At 33.6% G+C, this 16,572-nt stretch carries 18 protein-coding genes; 8 read left to right on the forward strand and 10 right to left on the reverse strand.

The window, feature by feature from the left end; genetic code table 11:
- Positions 1-3 precede the first annotated feature (3 nt).
- Positions 4-1,590, forward strand: a complete 1,587-nt coding sequence (locus ABTV69_RS22455; protein WP_433832864.1) for an MDR family MFS transporter — start codon at positions 4-6, stop codon at positions 1,588-1,590.
- A 353-nt stretch (positions 1,591-1,943) separates the two neighbouring features.
- On the opposite strand, the gene yaaA is transcribed toward ABTV69_RS22455, so the two are convergent.
- Entirely contained in the window at positions 1,944-2,702 is a 759-nt protein-coding gene (yaaA, locus tag ABTV69_RS22460; protein ID WP_433832866.1) for a peroxide stress protein YaaA, read from the reverse strand.
- Between the two features lie 448 nt (positions 2,703-3,150).
- Between yaaA and ABTV69_RS22465 the strand changes: the two genes are divergently transcribed.
- On the forward strand, positions 3,151-4,614 hold the full coding sequence (locus ABTV69_RS22465; RefSeq protein ID WP_433832868.1) for a CCA tRNA nucleotidyltransferase: 1,464 nt from the start codon (positions 3,151-3,153) through the stop codon (positions 4,612-4,614).
- 15 nt (positions 4,615-4,629) lie between these two features.
- Complete coding sequence (locus ABTV69_RS22470) at positions 4,630-5,655, forward strand: COX15/CtaA family protein (protein WP_433832870.1); 1,026 nt, start codon at positions 4,630-4,632, stop codon at positions 5,653-5,655.
- A 227-nt stretch (positions 5,656-5,882) separates the two neighbouring features.
- Here ABTV69_RS22470 and ABTV69_RS22475 read toward each other — a convergent pair whose 3' ends face one another.
- The 9 genes from ABTV69_RS22475 to ABTV69_RS22515 all read right to left on the reverse strand — a co-directional run bounded on the left by ABTV69_RS22475 (position 5,883) and on the right by ABTV69_RS22515 (position 12,986).
- A complete protein-coding gene (locus tag ABTV69_RS22475; RefSeq protein ID WP_433832872.1) occupies positions 5,883-6,650 on the reverse strand; it encodes a LytR/AlgR family response regulator transcription factor in 768 nt (255 codons plus the stop codon).
- Positions 6,651-6,689: 39 nt separating this feature from the next.
- Positions 6,690-7,070 (reverse strand): 2TM domain-containing protein, encoded by a 381-nt coding sequence (locus ABTV69_RS22480; protein ID WP_433832874.1) that lies wholly within the window; start codon positions 7,068-7,070, stop codon positions 6,690-6,692.
- 14 nt (positions 7,071-7,084) lie between these two features.
- On the reverse strand, positions 7,085-7,402 hold the full coding sequence (locus ABTV69_RS22485; protein ID WP_433832876.1) for a 2TM domain-containing protein: 318 nt from the start codon (positions 7,400-7,402) through the stop codon (positions 7,085-7,087).
- Positions 7,393-7,722, reverse strand: coding sequence for a 2TM domain-containing protein (locus ABTV69_RS22490; protein WP_433832878.1), 330 nt, complete (start codon positions 7,720-7,722; stop codon positions 7,393-7,395). Before ABTV69_RS22490 ends, ABTV69_RS22485 begins: the two co-directional genes overlap by 10 nt.
- A complete protein-coding gene (locus ABTV69_RS22495; protein ID WP_433832880.1) occupies positions 7,703-8,026 on the reverse strand; it encodes a 2TM domain-containing protein in 324 nt (107 codons plus the stop codon). The genes ABTV69_RS22490 and ABTV69_RS22495 overlap by 20 nt, the downstream gene beginning before the upstream one ends.
- Positions 8,026-9,363, reverse strand: a complete 1,338-nt coding sequence (locus ABTV69_RS22500) for a 2TM domain-containing protein (protein ID WP_433832882.1) — start codon at positions 9,361-9,363, stop codon at positions 8,026-8,028. The genes ABTV69_RS22495 and ABTV69_RS22500 overlap by 1 nt, the downstream gene beginning before the upstream one ends.
- Before the next feature lie 20 nt (positions 9,364-9,383).
- Positions 9,384-10,004 carry a hypothetical protein gene (locus tag ABTV69_RS22505; protein WP_433832884.1) on the reverse strand — a complete coding sequence of 207 codons (621 nt, stop codon included), beginning with the start codon at positions 10,002-10,004 and terminating at the stop codon, positions 9,384-9,386.
- A gap of 43 nt (positions 10,005-10,047) precedes the next feature.
- Positions 10,048-10,455 carry a DUF2141 domain-containing protein gene (locus tag ABTV69_RS22510; protein WP_433832886.1) on the reverse strand — a complete coding sequence of 136 codons (408 nt, stop codon included), beginning with the start codon at positions 10,453-10,455 and terminating at the stop codon, positions 10,048-10,050.
- Between the two features lie 365 nt (positions 10,456-10,820).
- Positions 10,821-12,986, reverse strand: coding sequence for a TonB-dependent receptor (locus ABTV69_RS22515; RefSeq protein ID WP_433832888.1), 2,166 nt, complete (start codon positions 12,984-12,986; stop codon positions 10,821-10,823).
- 141 nt (positions 12,987-13,127) lie between these two features.
- Between ABTV69_RS22515 and ABTV69_RS22520 the strand changes: the two genes are divergently transcribed.
- From ABTV69_RS22520 to ABTV69_RS22540, 5 genes are all read left to right on the forward strand, one after another.
- Positions 13,128-13,586 carry a DinB family protein gene (locus ABTV69_RS22520; protein WP_433832890.1) on the forward strand — a complete coding sequence of 153 codons (459 nt, stop codon included), beginning with the start codon at positions 13,128-13,130 and terminating at the stop codon, positions 13,584-13,586.
- A gap of 12 nt (positions 13,587-13,598) precedes the next feature.
- Entirely contained in the window at positions 13,599-14,057 is a 459-nt protein-coding gene (locus ABTV69_RS22525; RefSeq protein ID WP_433832892.1) for a YciI family protein, read from the forward strand.
- Between the two features lie 2 nt (positions 14,058-14,059).
- Positions 14,060-14,635, forward strand: coding sequence for a sugar O-acetyltransferase (locus ABTV69_RS22530; RefSeq protein WP_433832894.1), 576 nt, complete (start codon positions 14,060-14,062; stop codon positions 14,633-14,635).
- Positions 14,635-15,024, forward strand: coding sequence for an SMU1112c/YaeR family gloxylase I-like metalloprotein (gloA2, locus tag ABTV69_RS22535; RefSeq protein WP_433832896.1), 390 nt, complete (start codon positions 14,635-14,637; stop codon positions 15,022-15,024). The genes ABTV69_RS22530 and gloA2 overlap by 1 nt, the downstream gene beginning before the upstream one ends.
- 227 nt (positions 15,025-15,251) lie before the next feature.
- Positions 15,252-16,556, forward strand: coding sequence for a chloride channel protein (locus ABTV69_RS22540; protein WP_433832898.1), 1,305 nt, complete (start codon positions 15,252-15,254; stop codon positions 16,554-16,556).
- The last annotated feature ends 16 nt before the right edge of the window (positions 16,557-16,572 follow it).

The raw sequence follows: 16,572 nt of genomic DNA on the forward strand, positions 1-16,572 counted from the left end.
TAAATGGCAACAGCAGTACAAGATGACGATTTAGTAGAATACGGTTTCAGACGTGTTGTCATTACGATTACGGCAGTACTTTGTGCATTGCTGGAAATTGTTGACACGACGATTGTAAACGTTGCACTAACAGACATGCGCGGGAGTCTTGGTGCTACCTTGACCGACGTTGCATGGGTAATTACAGCATACGCAATTGCGAATGTTATTGTAATTCCGATGACAAGCTGGCTATCGCAGCAATTTGGAAGACGAAATTATTTTGTGGCTTCGATCATAATATTTACAGTCTGTTCCTTCTTGTGTGGTAATGCCACAAATATATGGGAACTAGTAGCCTTCCGATTCGTACAAGGTATGGGTGGTGGAGCACTTCTAGTAACAGCCCAAACGATTATTACAGAAAGTTACCCCGTAGCAAAACGTGGAATGGCGCAAGCGATTTACGGAATGGGTGTAATTGTTGGACCAACTCTTGGACCACCTTTAGGAGGTTACTTGGTTGATAATTATTCTTGGCCTTATATTTTCTACATCAATATTCCGCTAGGGATTATTGCAACTATTTTGGCTTTAACTTTCGTTAGAAGTCCGAAATATGGAGAAAAATTGAAAGCAAATCAGGTTGACTGGTGGGGAATTATTTTGTTGAGTACCTTTATTGGTTCTTTACAATTCGTATTGGAACATGGACAGCAAGACGACTGGTTTAACGATTCTTTAATTGTAACCTTAAGTGTTGTAACAGTTTTAGGATTGGTTTTATTTATATGGAGAGAGCTTACTTATAAATATCCAATCGTGAATTTAAGTGTTTTAAAAGACGGAAACTTAAGAATCGGAACCATAATGTGTTTTATTCTTGGTTTTGGTTTGTACGGATCAACATTAATTATCCCGATTTACACGCAATCTATTTTAGGATGGACAGCAACTGATGCCGGTTTATTATTAATCCCAGGATCTATTACAACGGCAATCATGATGCCATTTGTTGGAAATATGATTCAGAAAGGCGTTCCTCAAGGTTATATGGTTGGAGTAGGATTTTTAGTTTTCTTCTTCTTTACCTTTATGATGTACAGCCGTATGACGCCAGACACAGGAGTTGAACACATGTATTGGCCTTTAATTTTAAGAGGGATTGGTTTAGGATTGCTTTTCGTGCCTATTACAACACTTTCTCTTTCTACTTTGAAAGGAAAACAAATTGGTGAAGGAGCAGCATTTACAGGAATGATGCGTCAGTTAGGCGGATCTTTTGGTATTGCCATCATTACTACTTTCATCACACGTTTTAGCCAATCGCACAGAGTAGATTTAATTAATAACCTAGATCCTGCCAAATTTGAAGTACAGCAGCGAATTGCAGGAATGCAACACGCCTTCATGGCAAAAGGATACAGTGCCGATGTGGCTTTGAAAAAAGCATATCAAGCCATAGAATATTCAATAATGAAGCAAAGTACAGTAATGGCTTACATGGATATATTCCTTTATCTAGGAATTATGTTTTTATGTTGCATACCGATTATTCTCTTTATTAAAAAAGGGAAGAACAAAATTAGTGCAGCCGACGCAATGCATTAATAATAATAAATTTATAATACGCATAAACGCCGAATTCTTAATTGAATTCGGCGTTGTTTTTTATTGCTATTTATATTTATAATCGTAAATTCCAAGAATTGGAATCCATGGTCGCAATAACATTCATCTGCAGGGATTGAAATCCCTGCCTACAATATGTATCGAGCCTCCGGCTCTTTTTAAAAACTTAGAATCTTAACAACTTAGAGCCTCAGAACCTTCAAAAAAAACTATCTCGTAAAAACTTAATAGGCAGGGTTTTAAATCCCTATCTATAATATGTATCGAGCCTCCGACTCTTTTTAAAAACTTAGAATCTTAGCAACTTAGAACCTTAGCATCTTTAAAAAAAACTATCTTGTAAAAACCAAATGATTTCCTTTAGAAAGATTCGCGTCAAACTGATATCCGTCGTAATTAAAACCTTTTAGATCCTCAATAGTTTCTGCATTGGTATCGATAATATAACGCACCATCATACCTCTCGCCTTTTTTGCAAAAAAACTAATCATTTTTAGTTTTCCGTCTTTATAATCTTTAAAATCTGGAGTAATTACAGGTACTTTCAAAGCTTTTACATCAACAGCTGAAAAGTATTCATTACTCGCCAAATTCACGAATAACTCCTCTTTTTTCAATTCTTTATTTAAAGCTTTTGTAACCGTTGGTTTCCAAAATTCATGCAAGTTTTTAGATTCTCCTACTGGCATTTTAGTTCCCATTTCCAAACGATAAGCCTGCATTAAATCAAGAGGTTTTAAAAGTCCGTAAAGGCCTGATAAAATTCTAAGTTTATCTTGAAGCACATCTAATTTTTCTAACGGAATTGTATAAGCATCCAATCCTGTATAAACATCGCCATCAAAAGTATAAACTGCTGGGCGTGCATTTTCTGGAGTAAAAGGCGTTTTCCAATCCTGATTTCTTTTCCAGTTTAAATCGGCTAGTTTGTCTGAGATCGACATTAATTCTGATAATTCAGCTGGCTTTTTTTCCTTAACTACTTTGTGAACCACTCTTGCTTCCTTTAAAAAAGACGGCTCTGTATATTGAGATGTTGGTAATTCTTTTTCGAAATTCAATGATTTCGCTGGAGATATAACAATTTTCATTTGTACGTTTTTCTATGTTTCAAAAATACAAATTGAAATTCTAAAAACAGATTATCGCAATTGATTTGTTCTATGAGCGTATATTTTTTTTCTGCCACGAATTTCACGAATTGCACTAATTTTTCTTGCCACAGATTAAAGGATTAAAAATGATTCTTTTTTAGTTAAAAATAAAATTCGTGGTAATTCATGAAATTCGCAGCAATCCTTTTTTGAGTGCAAGTTGCACCATTATCCAAGAAATAAAAAATCCTTTTTAATCCTTTAATCTGCGGCTATAAAAAAATAAATTCGAGCAATTCGTGTAATTCGTGGCAACCCCTTTTTGCATTTTCACAAAAATCAACATCAAAAACTACTAATTTCTTCAAAAAAATCGGCTGTAGATTATTATAGGCATTTTCTATGTTGTAAATTTGCGTGCATTTTATTTCGACTGAAATTTGAAATGCATTTTTACTCAAAAATTAGTGAATTCGTGGCTATACAAACAAACTATAAAACTGCTTTACAAAACAAAATCTTCGATATTATTTCGAAAGCTTCTCAAGAATTAAACGTTGACTCTTATGTGATTGGCGGATTTGTTCGTGATTTGCTTTTAAACAGAGGTTCTAAAAAAGACATCGATGTTGTAGCGGTTGGAAGCGGAATTGAATTAGCGCTTAAAGTTTCTGATTTACTTCCGAACAAACCAAAAGTTCAGGTTTTTAAAAGTTACGGAACAGCAATGCTTCGTTTTGAAGATACCGATATTGAATTTGTAGGCGCACGAAAAGAATCTTATAGCCGTGATAGCCGAAATCCGATTGTAGAAAACGGAACTTTACAAGATGATCAAAATCGTCGTGATTTTACGATCAATGCTTTTGCTTTGTCTTTAAATCAAAATAATTTCGGAGATCTTTTAGACCCTTTTGATGGTTTAACAGATTTAGAAAACAAAACAATCAAAACGCCTTTGGATCCGGATATTACGTATTCTGATGATCCTTTGCGTATGCTTCGCGCGATTCGTTTTGCAACTCAATTGAATTTCGAAATTGAAGAAAATTCATTGAATGCGATTGCAAAAAATGCAGAACGAATCAAAATTATTTCTGGCGAAAGAATCGTTGACGAATTAAACAAAATCCTTATGACGGATAAACCTTCAACTGGATTTTTGCTTTTATACAAAACAGGACTTCTAGATATTATTTTACCTGAATTAACAGCTTTGAATCAGGTGGAAGAAATTGAAGGTCATACGCATAAAAACAATTTTTACCACACGCTAGAAGTTGTCGATAATATTTGCCCAAATACTGATGATGTTTGGTTACGCTGGTCGGCTTTATTGCATGATATCGGAAAAGCACCTACAAAACGTTTTACCAAAAAACAAGGATGGACTTTTCACGGTCATGAATTTCTTGGTGGAAAAATGGCTAAGAAAATATTCGAACGTTTGCACATGCCTCTAAACCATAAAATGAAATTCGTTCAAAAAATGGTGATCATGAGTTCTCGCCCGATTGTTTTGGCGCAGGACATTGTAACTGACAGCGCTGTTCGTCGTTTGGTTTTTGATGCTGGCGAAGACGTTGAGAATTTGATGACTTTATGTGAAGCGGATATCACAACAAAAAATCCGTCAAAATTTAAAAAGTATCACAAAAACTTCGAGCTTGTTCGCAAGAAAATTGTTGAAGTTGAAGAGCGTGATCATGTTCGTAATTTCCAACCGCCAATTACAGGAGAAGAAATTATGGAAATGTTTGATTTAAAACCTTCGCGCGAAATTGGAGTTTTGAAAGAAGCGGTAAAAGAAGCGATTTTAGAAGGTGTTATTCCTAATGAATATCAAGCTGCTTACGACTTTGTGATTAAAAGAGCTGAGAAATTAGGCTTAAAAAAAGTTGAGAAATAAGTATTATTTAATAAAATGAAAAAAGAAAATAAATCAGTAATCATTTGGTTACTATCGGGTTGTGTTTTATTATTTTTAATGGTTGTCGTGGGTGGCATCACACGTTTAACCAATTCAGGTTTATCTATGACCGACTGGCATTTGGTAACCGACACTTTTCCTCCTTTAACTGAGGCAAAATGGCAAGCTGCTTTTGATGAATACAAAAAGTTTCCAGAATATCAGAAAATCAATATTCACAACGATTTTCAATTAGCAGATTATAAATTTATTTACTTCTGGGAATGGTTTCACCGTTTTATCGGCCGTATTATTGGTTTGGTTTTCTTTGTACCGTTTGTTTACTTTTTAGCTAAAAAGAAATTAGATACAGATACTATCAAAAAATGTATCGTTCTTTTGGCAATGGGAGGTTTCCAAGGTTTCTTAGGATGGTTTATGGTAAGAAGCGGATTAATTGACAATCCAGATGTGAGCCATTTCAGACTTTCATTACACTTAACTTTTGCGTTTATCACTTTCGCCTATACGCTGTGGGTGGCATTAGATTTAATTTATCCGGAAAGAAATATCAATAAGATTTTACCGCTTCGAAATATTGCTCGTTATGCTTTAGTCGCTTTATTAATCCAAATTATTTACGGCGGATTTGTCGCTGGTTTAAATGCAGGATTAATTCACAATCACTGGCCTTTAATGAGTGATGGCGAATTCATTCACGAATCGGTTTTTATTGAGCAATCTTCTTTAGTTAAAAACTTAATTGAAGGAAAAAGCGGTGTTCAATTTGTGCACAGAACTTTTGCTTATGTAGTTGTAGCCATGATTCTTTTCCTTTTCTTCAAAAGCAAAAAATATACACTTACCAACACACAATCAAACGGAATCAAAACTCTTGTAGCTTTTGTTTTCATTCAGTTTGCACTTGGAGTTTTCACTTTATTGTACAGCGTTCCATTGGCTTTAGGATTAATCCACCAAATTATGGCATTTTTCCTTTTAAGTGCCATGACGTATACATTGCATAGATTGAGCAAATAAAAATCAAATATTAAAACATAAAAAAGAGCCAATTTGGCTCTTTTTTATTTATTGGTATGCTTTTATATCTAAACCGAAACCGGATTAAAATCCGGCCCTACAATATGTATCGAGCCGATGGCTCTTTTTCTAAAAATCTATTAATTCAAAATGCAGATTTTCCAAAATCCCCTAGGAACAACATTTTCTTTCTTCTTTCTTCTTCCCTCTTACATCTCACAAAAACTCTATCCCAGCCAACTTTTAAAATCCTGCACTTTTTCTCGACTCACAATAACCTCATCTTCTTTGTAAGTTGGTAAAATCACTTTTAAACGAGAATTGGTATAAACCTGAATTTCTTTAATCGCTTTTAATGGAACAATAAATTTTCTGCTTACGCGAAAGAAATCCTTCTTATCGAGTTCTTGTTCTAAAATCTCCAAAGTCGAATCAATCAAATAATCTCGATTGTCGTACGTGTGAATGTAAGTTCCTTTGTTTTCACTAAAAAAACATTCAATTTCTTCTGTTGTGATTACTTTTAAATGTTGCCCGATTTTAACGGTAAATCTTTTTTTATAAGTTTTCTCAAAAGGATTTGACAGCATTTGACGTATCTGCTCAAAATCTAATTGCATATTTGAAGATTCTGCCGCAACTTTTGGCAAACGAGATTTAAATTTCGAAACCGCAGTTTCCAGATCATCTTCGTCAATTGGTTTTAGAAGATAATCGATACTGTTTAATTTGAAAGCCTTTAAAGCATATTCATCATACGCTGTTGTAAAAATGATCGCACTTTTTATGTCTATTTTTTCAAAAATTTCAAAAGATAACCCATCTGACAGCTGAATATCCAGAAAAATTAAATCGGGATGCGAATTGTTTTCAAACCATTGAACAGCTTCTTCAACAGAATGAAGCATAGTTTCTACTTTTACATCTAACTTTTCAAGCTTTCTTTGCAGCAACCTTGCAGCTGGTTTTTCGTCTTCTATAATTAAAGTGATCATTTACTATATTGTAAAAAAATGAAAAATATTAGTTCAAATTTACTCCCATTTATTTTTATTTGCGGCTTCTCTCTCCATATATTTCTGAATTTTCTTTTTTTCCCAATCTTGACCGAAAAAAATGTTAGTTCCAAAAACAGATAATCCGTGCGCTAGTAAACCGATTCCCCAGAAAAATGCGGTCGAATAAGTATGCCATTCTGCTAAACCGCTAAAATTTAATCCTCCGTGAAAACTATCCCGAGTTATACTAGATACAATGATAATAATGTTTACGATAATGTAAACTTTAACATGCGAGTAAAATCCTTTCAATTTTTTTACTTTTCTATACGCCGCATTATAATTTTCATCATTAGCATATTCTCCAAAATGCTGGCTTGTATAATCTTCGTAACTATTTCTTCTAAAACGTCCCATAATTTTATTTTAAATTATTCCCACTTATTTTTATTCTGTTTTTCTTTTTCCATAAACTCTTGGATTTTCCTTTCTTCCCATTCTTTTCCCATTCCTGGAAAAACTTCAAAGACTTTCAATCCGTGAAAAATAAGACCAACGCCCCACCATAATAAAGGCCAGAAAAACCATAAATAATTTGGTGATGTATACAAATTGATGAAAATTAAAATGGCATTTACCAATACGAAAGCCAAAAGATTTCCATAAAATCCTTTAATTTTTTCTACCTTTTTTTTGGCTTGCATGTATTTTTCCTCGTCGCTTAAATTCCTTTCCATGATTATTCCCATTTTTGTTTTTTATACTTTTTTTCTAAAATACTTCTTAGTTTTCGTTCTTCCCATTCGTGCCCAAAAATTTTATACGAAGCAAACAAATCGATTGCAGAACCTACAATTACAGCTGTCCAAATAATTACAACAACCCAGTTGAGATATTTTATTGGAAAAAATTGCAAGGGCAGATTCGTATATTCTTTTAAAACAAAAACAATCATTGCAATGGTATAAACGAACAAATGTTTGTAAAAGGATTTCAGCTGAAGTACTTTTTTACTTGCTAATTCCTGCAATATTACTTGTTCTTGATTGTTACTCAAATTTGTTTCCATGATTATTTTCTAATCGTTGTCTATTTTCTTTTTCTAGAATTTCCTGAATCTTTTTCTGCTCCCACTTCTTATTAAAAAAAGGCGGAAAACTAAAAACTTTCAATCCGTGTAGAACAATTGCTATTCCCCAGCCCATTACAGACCAAATCCACCATAGGTATTCTGGAGAAGTCATATAATTGACCACAATCACAATCGGATTACATAAAACGTACACTGTCAGATGCTCGTAAAATTCTCTTATGTCTTTTACTTTTTTCTGAGCATCATAATAACGATCTGCCTCTGTGAAGTTATTTTCCATTATTTCCACGTCTTTTGTTTGTTATCTTTCTCTAAAATTTCGCGAATTTTTCTTTCTTCCCAATCTGAGCTGTAACCAAAAACTTTAAAAGCATGCATTGCAAGTCCGAATCCCCACCCTAAAGCTGAAAACCAAAACCATTGAAATTCTGGTGAAAATTTTAGATTTATAAAAATTAAAAACGGAATTATACAACAATATGAAATTAAATTTCCATAAAATCCTTTTAGTTCCTGAACTCGTTTTTTAGCTCTGTAATAAGCTTTTGCTTCATCTGTATATTCTGCACTCATCTCCATAACTGCAATTTGCTTGGTTAAAATTGGAATTCTAACTGTGAAATTCTTCTCGTCTTCCTGAACTTTCACTTTCCTATCGGTTATAATTCCGTATCTGTTTACAATATTCTGCAGTCCCACACCTTGTCTGTCCTGCAAAACTTCTTTTTTCTGTAGATCATTTTGAATTGCCAAATAATCTTTATCAATAAATATTCTAATATGAAGTGGTTTTTGCTCGCTAACCACATTGTGTTTCACCGTGTTTTCTAATAAAAGCTGTAAAGAAAGCGGCACTACTTTAGCTTCTGGGCTTATGTTTTCTGTTGGCAATTCGTAAAACAAACTATTTTCGAAACGCATCTTCAGCAGATTCATATAAGTTTTGGCAAATGACAACTCGTCTTCAACCGAAACCAGTTCTTTGTCTTTTTGTTCTAAAACGTATCGGTAAATTTTAGATAATGAAGTGGTAAATCGTTGTGCATTATCTGGATTTTCTTCGATCAAAGAACTTAAAACATTTAAACTATTAAAAAGAAAATGCGGATCGATCTGATTTTTTAAACTTTCAAATTTGGCATTTGCAGTTCCTGCAATGATTTTTTGCTGTGTAACCTTGCTTTCCTGATAGAGCTTGTAAAAATTAAGCCCATGGAAAAACAAGAGCACAATAAAAGTCATAACTGCAGATTCTATATAATAAGATGCTCTTTCATTGGCTAGAAAGCCTATTATAGTCTTATTATCGATTATTACACTTGTAAATAAGCGCAATACTCCAATTATAATCATCGATATGAAAAATGAACTTACAAAACCAGTTAAGATTCTCTTCATCGAATATGGATTTTCTCTGAAGACTCTATCTAAAAATTCAAAAAGAATAACGTTTACGATATACAAAACCACACTGTAAAGCATGCAGTACAAGAAATAAATGTAAAGATTCTTAGTAAAGACTGCTGTTCCTAGTGAAGCAAACCGAATTAGAAAAGAAAATAAAAATACTACCCCTCCAACTAAACATGCTTTTAACAAATTAGGCTTTAATATCATAACGATTTGTAACTGCTAGATTATTTACAAGTTTTTTGAATTTCTAACGCTCTTTCTAATCCCCATTTTGGAGAATAAGGCGTTGCTGGTTTAAAAGTATTAAAAAGTTCAATAGATTTATCAACTTGTGCGCATAAAGGTTTTGTGTCAACTCCTGTCCATTTTGCACCGCCCAGTTGGTAATCTGCTTCACCAAAAACCGCTCTCGGATTGTTTGGGTCTAATGCTTTAGCCTTCGCGTAAGCTTCCATCACTTTTCCAGAATATTTCATTCCGTTTGTCATTGGATCGGCTACAACATATCCAGTGTAAATTAAAGCCTGCATTACATACAACTCAGAATTTGCTTGATCTTTAATCAATTCTACATCTAAAGCATCTTGTGCTTTTGTCAATAACAAATCGATTTTTGTTTTGTCTTTTTCTGTAAAAACTTGTGTTGCATTAATTAAAGCTATATAATAATTTGGCAGATAACTGTTTTTTTCGGCAGCGGCAATTCTTTCAAACAAAGCAGAAGCTTCTGTATTTTTTCCTTCTTTCCAAAGTCCGAACGCTTTATTCATTCCTTGTTCAAATTGTGTTTGCGCTGATGCAATTGCTACTGCAAATAATGCGATTAAAGTGATGACCTTTTTCATATTATAAGTTATTTAATGGTTTGTTATATGGATTAGTTATTTATTAGAATGTAATTTCAATTTTTGAATCTTTACTGACAGCAAATTTAGCATCGGCATACGAAGGAGGTCCCATAAATCCTTTTGCATTGTTTGATGCCGCATAATCTTCTGATGGAATTCCCATCACATTTTTATCGAGCTTTTCATTGTTGTTCTCATCATGAAAAACTGAAACGGCATATTCTCCCGCAGGAAGACCTGTAAAAGTTATTAATGCTTTGTTATTTTTAATTTCAGAAGAAAAACTTTTATAAGCAGTTTTAAGAAATGCTTTATCTGAGTTATACAATCCTACTCTTATAGTTCCCTCATTATTTTTTATCCCTGAAATGGCTACCGTTAGCTTTGAATTCTGAGCAGACATTAAGCCGCAGATAAACAACATTGTAATTGTAATAATTTTGATCATGGTTTTCTTTTTTTAGGTTCTGAGTTGTTAAGGTTCTAAGATTCTAAGTTTTTTTATTGATGATTAAAACTTCTTTTTTAAGGATCAAAGGTTCAAAGCTGCAAAGTGGCAAAGGCTTTTCTAATTATTGCGCTTCAAAAACTTTGAACCTTTGTACCTCTGAACCTCTGTTCCTTTTAATTTACACTTCAAAAGTATATTGGTTTTTAGTCTTTTAAAATTAAATGATACTGAGTTGTTGATTTTGGTTACTGAATTGTTTCTTTTTGAGTTACAAAGGTTCAGAGGTGCAAAGCGACAAAGGTTTCTTTGCGAATTCTAGAGGGCCTTTGCTCCTTTGAGCTTCTGAACCTTTGTCCCTTTAATTAAAGATTTTTCAATTGATTCTCATTCTTATTCTGGCTGATGGTCCAGAAGAAACCAACGAAGAAGAATCTGTCTGCTGTTGGCACTACGGCTTGTCTTTGATATACTCCGCTTGGATCTGGATTTCTGGCATAATCGTATCCGAAAACATTTTTTGTTCCTAAAACATTCGAAACAGAGAAATAAAGAATTTTTTGTGTTGTTAATAAATACGCCCAGTTGAAACTCAAACTATTGTATGATTTTGTTTTTCCGTTCATAAATTGTGTTTGGTTTGGGTCATTGTACGGACGTCCTGTGCTGAAACTATTTGTAAATCCAACTTGCGATTTCCAATCGGTAATAAAGTATTTAGTCACAACAGATAAATTATGGTTGGCAATAAAACTTGGAGTAGCCATGTTTGGAAAGTTTTTATACTGTCTTTCAGAATCGATATAAGAGTATGAAATCCAATATTCTAAGTTTTTGTACAAATTGCTGTCTCTCCAAAAAACATCTAATCCTTTTGCGTAACCTGATCCGTTGTTATTGAAAACCGAATTGTACTGAATGTCTTTTGTATTGTACTGCACCAAATTCCTGTAATCTTTGTAATAAGCCTCAGCTCTTAGTGTTTGCCCAGGTCTTGTAAACGTATAATTTAAGATATAATGGCTTGCCTTTTCGCTTTCAAACTGATGGTATTTAGAAAATTTAATATAATCTACCACAGGTGTTTGAGTAAAATCTCCATAAGCAAAAGAAAACTGACTGCTTTTTGAAACTTTATAACCTAATGAAGCTCTTGGCGCAATGTTGTTTTCGTTTAGCAAACTATTATTAGAATATCTCAAACCAACTTTCAATGCTAAGTTTTTAGAGATTGAAATATCTCCTTCTGTATACGCAGCAAAAATGTTAGAATCGTAACCGTTTGTAATATCAAGCGAAACATTGTCAACTACATCTTCATTATATTTTGTAATGAAATAATCAGATCCAAAAGACAATCTGAAATAGTTTGAAAACTTCTTGCTTAATTTTAATTTCAATTGAGTTGCATTTTCTATACTGTTAACTCCAGTAATATCATATTTTAATTTGTTATTGCTATAACCATAACTAACCCCCGAAGTTAATGTCCAACCTGTTCCAAAACTTCCTTTGTATGAAGAATTCAAATAGAAGTTATTATTGTTCATATCAGTTCGAATCGGATTTTCGAAATTGACATTTTTCTGATTTAAATCAAATTTTTCTGAATCGAATGACGCGTACAATTTGAAAATTCCGTTTGTAAAATTATATCTATAAACCGTTTCGCCACCAAGCGATTGATAAGGATTATTCCAATCTACATTTTGCGGAACAACAGCTTGATATGGAGCCAAATTCACATACATCATATTTACGCTTAAAGAGCTTTTTTTGAATTTCTGAGTATTTCCTAAACTCAAACCAACCGTCATTAATCCGATATCTGTTTTCTCGTGATCTTCTTCGTCTTGTGTATTTAAAAGCAAAACACTCGATAAAGCTTCACCATATTCTGCAGAATAACCTCCAGTAGAAAATGCGATTCCGCTAAATAAGAAAGGAGAAAAACGGCTTCTTGTTGGTAAATTATTAGTTGTTGCACCGTAAGGCTGTGCTACGCGAATTCCATCCACAAAAGTTTGAGTTTCGCTAGCCTCACCTCCACGTACAAACAAACGTCCATCTTCTCCAACTGTCTGCGTTCCTGGCAAAGTCTGTAAAGCTGCTACGATATTTCCTGCAGAACCTGCAGTCGTAACAATATCTAAAGGTTTTAAAACCGAAACTCTTGCTTTGTCTCCAGATTCTAAAGTCCCCGCTGTAATAACAACCGCATCCAGAGCATTAACGTTATCTCTTAATTTTACGGTCTGATCTTTATAATTGGCTACATCAATTTCTTGCTTGAAAGTTTCGAAAAGCAAAAAACTAATTACTAAAAATTTGTTTCCTGTTTCTGCTGTTTCAAAAGAAAAATCTCCCGTTTCAGAACTTGTAGCTCCGTCGTAAGTTCCGTCAATATATATGTTTGCGCCTGCAACTGGTTTTCCTTTTTGATCTACTACTTTTCCCGAAATCGTATTTTGAGCAAAAATCAATGCTGTAAAAAATAAAAAGCTAAGCGTAAAAAATAATTTGGTTTTCATGTCATCTTTGGTTTTGATGAGGCAAATGTATTTTAACATTAAACGTTAAAAAATATATAATAACCCAATTGTAGAATTTCGAGGATGAGTTGTAAATGACTAATTTGTATCTTAGCTAGGAATTCCAAAAAATTACCATTTATGTCAGAAAGCACCAGAATTTCAAATTTATATCAATCCATTTATAATGGAAATCCATGGCTAGAAGTGAATCTAGACAATACTTTAAAGAATATAACCGCAGAACAAGCATACCGAAAAATAAATCCGAATTTGAATACGATTTGGGAAATTGTAAATCATTTGATTCAATGGAGAAGAAACATTTTAGAGCGTATGCAAGGAGAAGTTATTAAAACTCCAGATCACAACTATTTTGTTCCCGTTTTAGATCCTTCTGAGGTCGCTTGGGAACAATCGCTTCAAACTCTAGCAAAATCTCAAGATTCTTGGACCGCTTTTTTTGAAAATTTTGATGATGCTGATTTAGCAAAAATATATGTGAATAATGGTCACACGTACTACGAACACCTGCACGGAATTATTCAGCACGATGTGTATCATTTAGGGCAGATTGTTATTTTGAAGAAACTACTTTAATATTCCATTCCTATGAAAACTTCAATTTTTATTCTAGCATTTTTACTTTTTAGTACCATCAGTTTTTCCCAAGAAACCGAAGCGAAATACGATGAAGCTTTAGCAAAATCGCTTCATGCTGACGAATACGGAATGAAGAAATATGTTTTTTGTCTCTTAAAATCTGGAACTAATAAAACAGCATCGAAAGAAGAAACCAAAAAACTTTTTGAAGGTCATATGGAAAACATTGGAAAATTAGCCAAAGAAGGAAAACTTGTTGTGGCTGGACCTTTCATGAAAAATGACCGAAACTATCGCGGTATTTATATTTTTAATGTAGAAACCTTAGAAGAAGCCAAAGCTCTTGTTGCCACCGACCCGGCAATAAAAGCCAATTTACTCGAAGCCGAATTAACGCCTTGGTATTGTACTGCCGCTTTGCAGGAAACTGTAAAAATACACGACAAAATCGCCAAGACGAAAATGTAAATATGAAAACAGAAAAAGAAAAAATGATCTCTAGCGAATATTACAACGCTTTTGATACAGAATTAGTTAAAGGCCGCCGTGCCGCAAAAAACCTTTTACATAGCTTGAATGTAAAAGAATATAGAGTTACCAAAAAAGCAAAAGAAATTTTAGCAACATTAATTCCAAATGCTGGAGATGGTTTATATATTGAACCGCCTTTTCATTGCGATTATGGTTATAATATTTTCTGTGGAGAAAACGTTTATTTCAATGTGAATTGTGTGGTTTTAGACTGCGCGCCTGTAAATATCGGATCGAATGTTTTTATTGCACCGAATGTTCAAATTTATACCGCTTCTCATCCGCTTGACGCTGAATTAAGAAAATCACTAGAAAATGCTTATCCAGTTACCATTGGAGACGATTGTTGGATTGGCGGAAATTCGGTTATTTGCCCTGGGGTAACCATCGGAAAAGGTTGCGTTATTGGAGCTGGATCTGTTGTTACAAAAGATATTCCAGACAATTCATTAGCAGTTGGAAATCCTGCGAAAGTTATTCGAAAATTAAATCAAGAACCTGAATCACAAAAATAATGCTTACCCTTAATAAAGTCCATCATATTGCCATTTTATGTTCCGATTACGAAAAATCGAAATATTTCTATACTCAAATTTTAGGTTTGACTATTATTCGTGAAATCTATCGTGAAGAACGGCAATCGTATAAATTAGACTTGGCTCTAAATGGCACTTATGTTGTCGAACTATTCTCCTTTCCTAATCCGCCACAAAGGCCTTCACGTCCTGAAGCTGTAGGTTTACGCCATTTAGCTTTTGAAGTGATTAATTTAGAAGAAACAATCGCTTTTTTAACTTCAAAAAATATAGAAGCGGAACCGATCCGAATTGATGAAACAACTGAAAAACGTTTCACTTTTATTGCTGATCCAGATTTATTGCCGATTGAGTTTTACGAGAGATAGTATTGCCGCGAAGGCACTAAGACGCAAAGTTTTTTTTAAAATTTAGTAATACACAGTTTGTCATTTGAGGTATGCTAGAAAAAGAAAACTTTGTGCCTTAGCGCCTTTGCGGCCAACCAGCAAACTGAAAGATTTTTCCTGTTTATATCAGTTTTAACACAGTAAAATGAAGATTTCCTAGAAAAAACCGATTTTGATGCTTAATTTTGTAACCCGCAGAAAAAAAAATGCGGATCTTCAAATTTATAGTGATGAACAAAACGGCGCAAATCAAAAAAAATCATCAATTAATCAAATTCCGAAAATTAGTAATTGTTTCTATTTTAATTGGCTTTCTTTCAGCTTTCCTCGGAATTTCACTAAAGAAAATAACTGAATATTACGAAGAAATCTTCTTTCACGAAGTATCAGTTCACCCAATATTCTATATTGTTTTTCCAGTTTTCGGATTATCAGTTATTTATTTCCTAAGACAATATCTTTTCAAGAAAAAAGAAAACAAAGGAATTAAAGAAGTTTTTGAAAGTACAGCATCAAAATCTAAAAATCTTCCTTCTTATAAAATTCCATCTCACTTCATAAACGGATTATTGACTGTTATTTTTGGAGGTTCAACAGGAATCGAAGTTTCTACAGTTGTCGCTACAGCAACAATCGGTTCAGTTGCTCATGAAAAGGAAAATGTTTTCCGTCAATATAAAACCGAACTAATCTGTGCTGGTGTTGCGGCAGGTGTTACAGCATTATTCAGCAGTCCGATAGCAGGAATTTTATTTGCTTTCGAAGTAATCTCCAGAAAAGTAACTCGTGCCTTTATCATTTCAAATTTAATTGCAGTTTCTATCGCATTTGGTTTGTTGACCATTTTAAAGGAAGAACCATTATTTGCAGTTTCAATTGCAACTTGGAATTTAAAAGCAATTCCATACTTCATTCTTTTAGGAATTTTAGCAGGAATGAATTCGGTTTACCTTACTCGTTGCGTTTTATTCTTCAAATCACAATTCGGTAAAATTGACACACATTATTATAAAATCATTTTAGGATCTATCGTTTTAAGTGCTTCATTATTCATGTTCCCGCAATTGTACGGAGAAGGTTATCATGCCATAAAAGGAATTTTTGGAGGAGCTGCACAAATGCAGTTGACTATAACTTTAGCCTTGACATTTATCGGAATCTTAATTCTAAAACCAATTGTTACTTCCATAACATTGGCTTCTGGCGGTGACGGAGGTGTTTTTGCACCAAGTTTATTCATCGGAGCGTTTTTAGGATTATTATTGGCTTCGATCTTAAATAGCTTTTTCCACGTAAATGTAATTCCGATCAACTTTATGATTATCGGAATGGCAGCGGTTTTAAGTGCTAGTATTCACGCCCCTTTTACAGCAATATTTTTAGTTTGCGGATTAACAAACGATTACACTTTGTTTTTCCCAATTTTGGTAGTTTGTTTGATTTCAAAATACACTGCAAAAACAATTTATCCGTATACCGTTTATAGTTATTCTCCAAGTTTAGTTAAATAATTTCAGATTAGTACAA

Source organism: Flavobacterium anhuiense, assembly GCF_050990855.1.
Taxonomy (GTDB): Bacteria; Bacteroidota; Bacteroidia; order Flavobacteriales; family Flavobacteriaceae; genus Flavobacterium; species Flavobacterium anhuiense_C.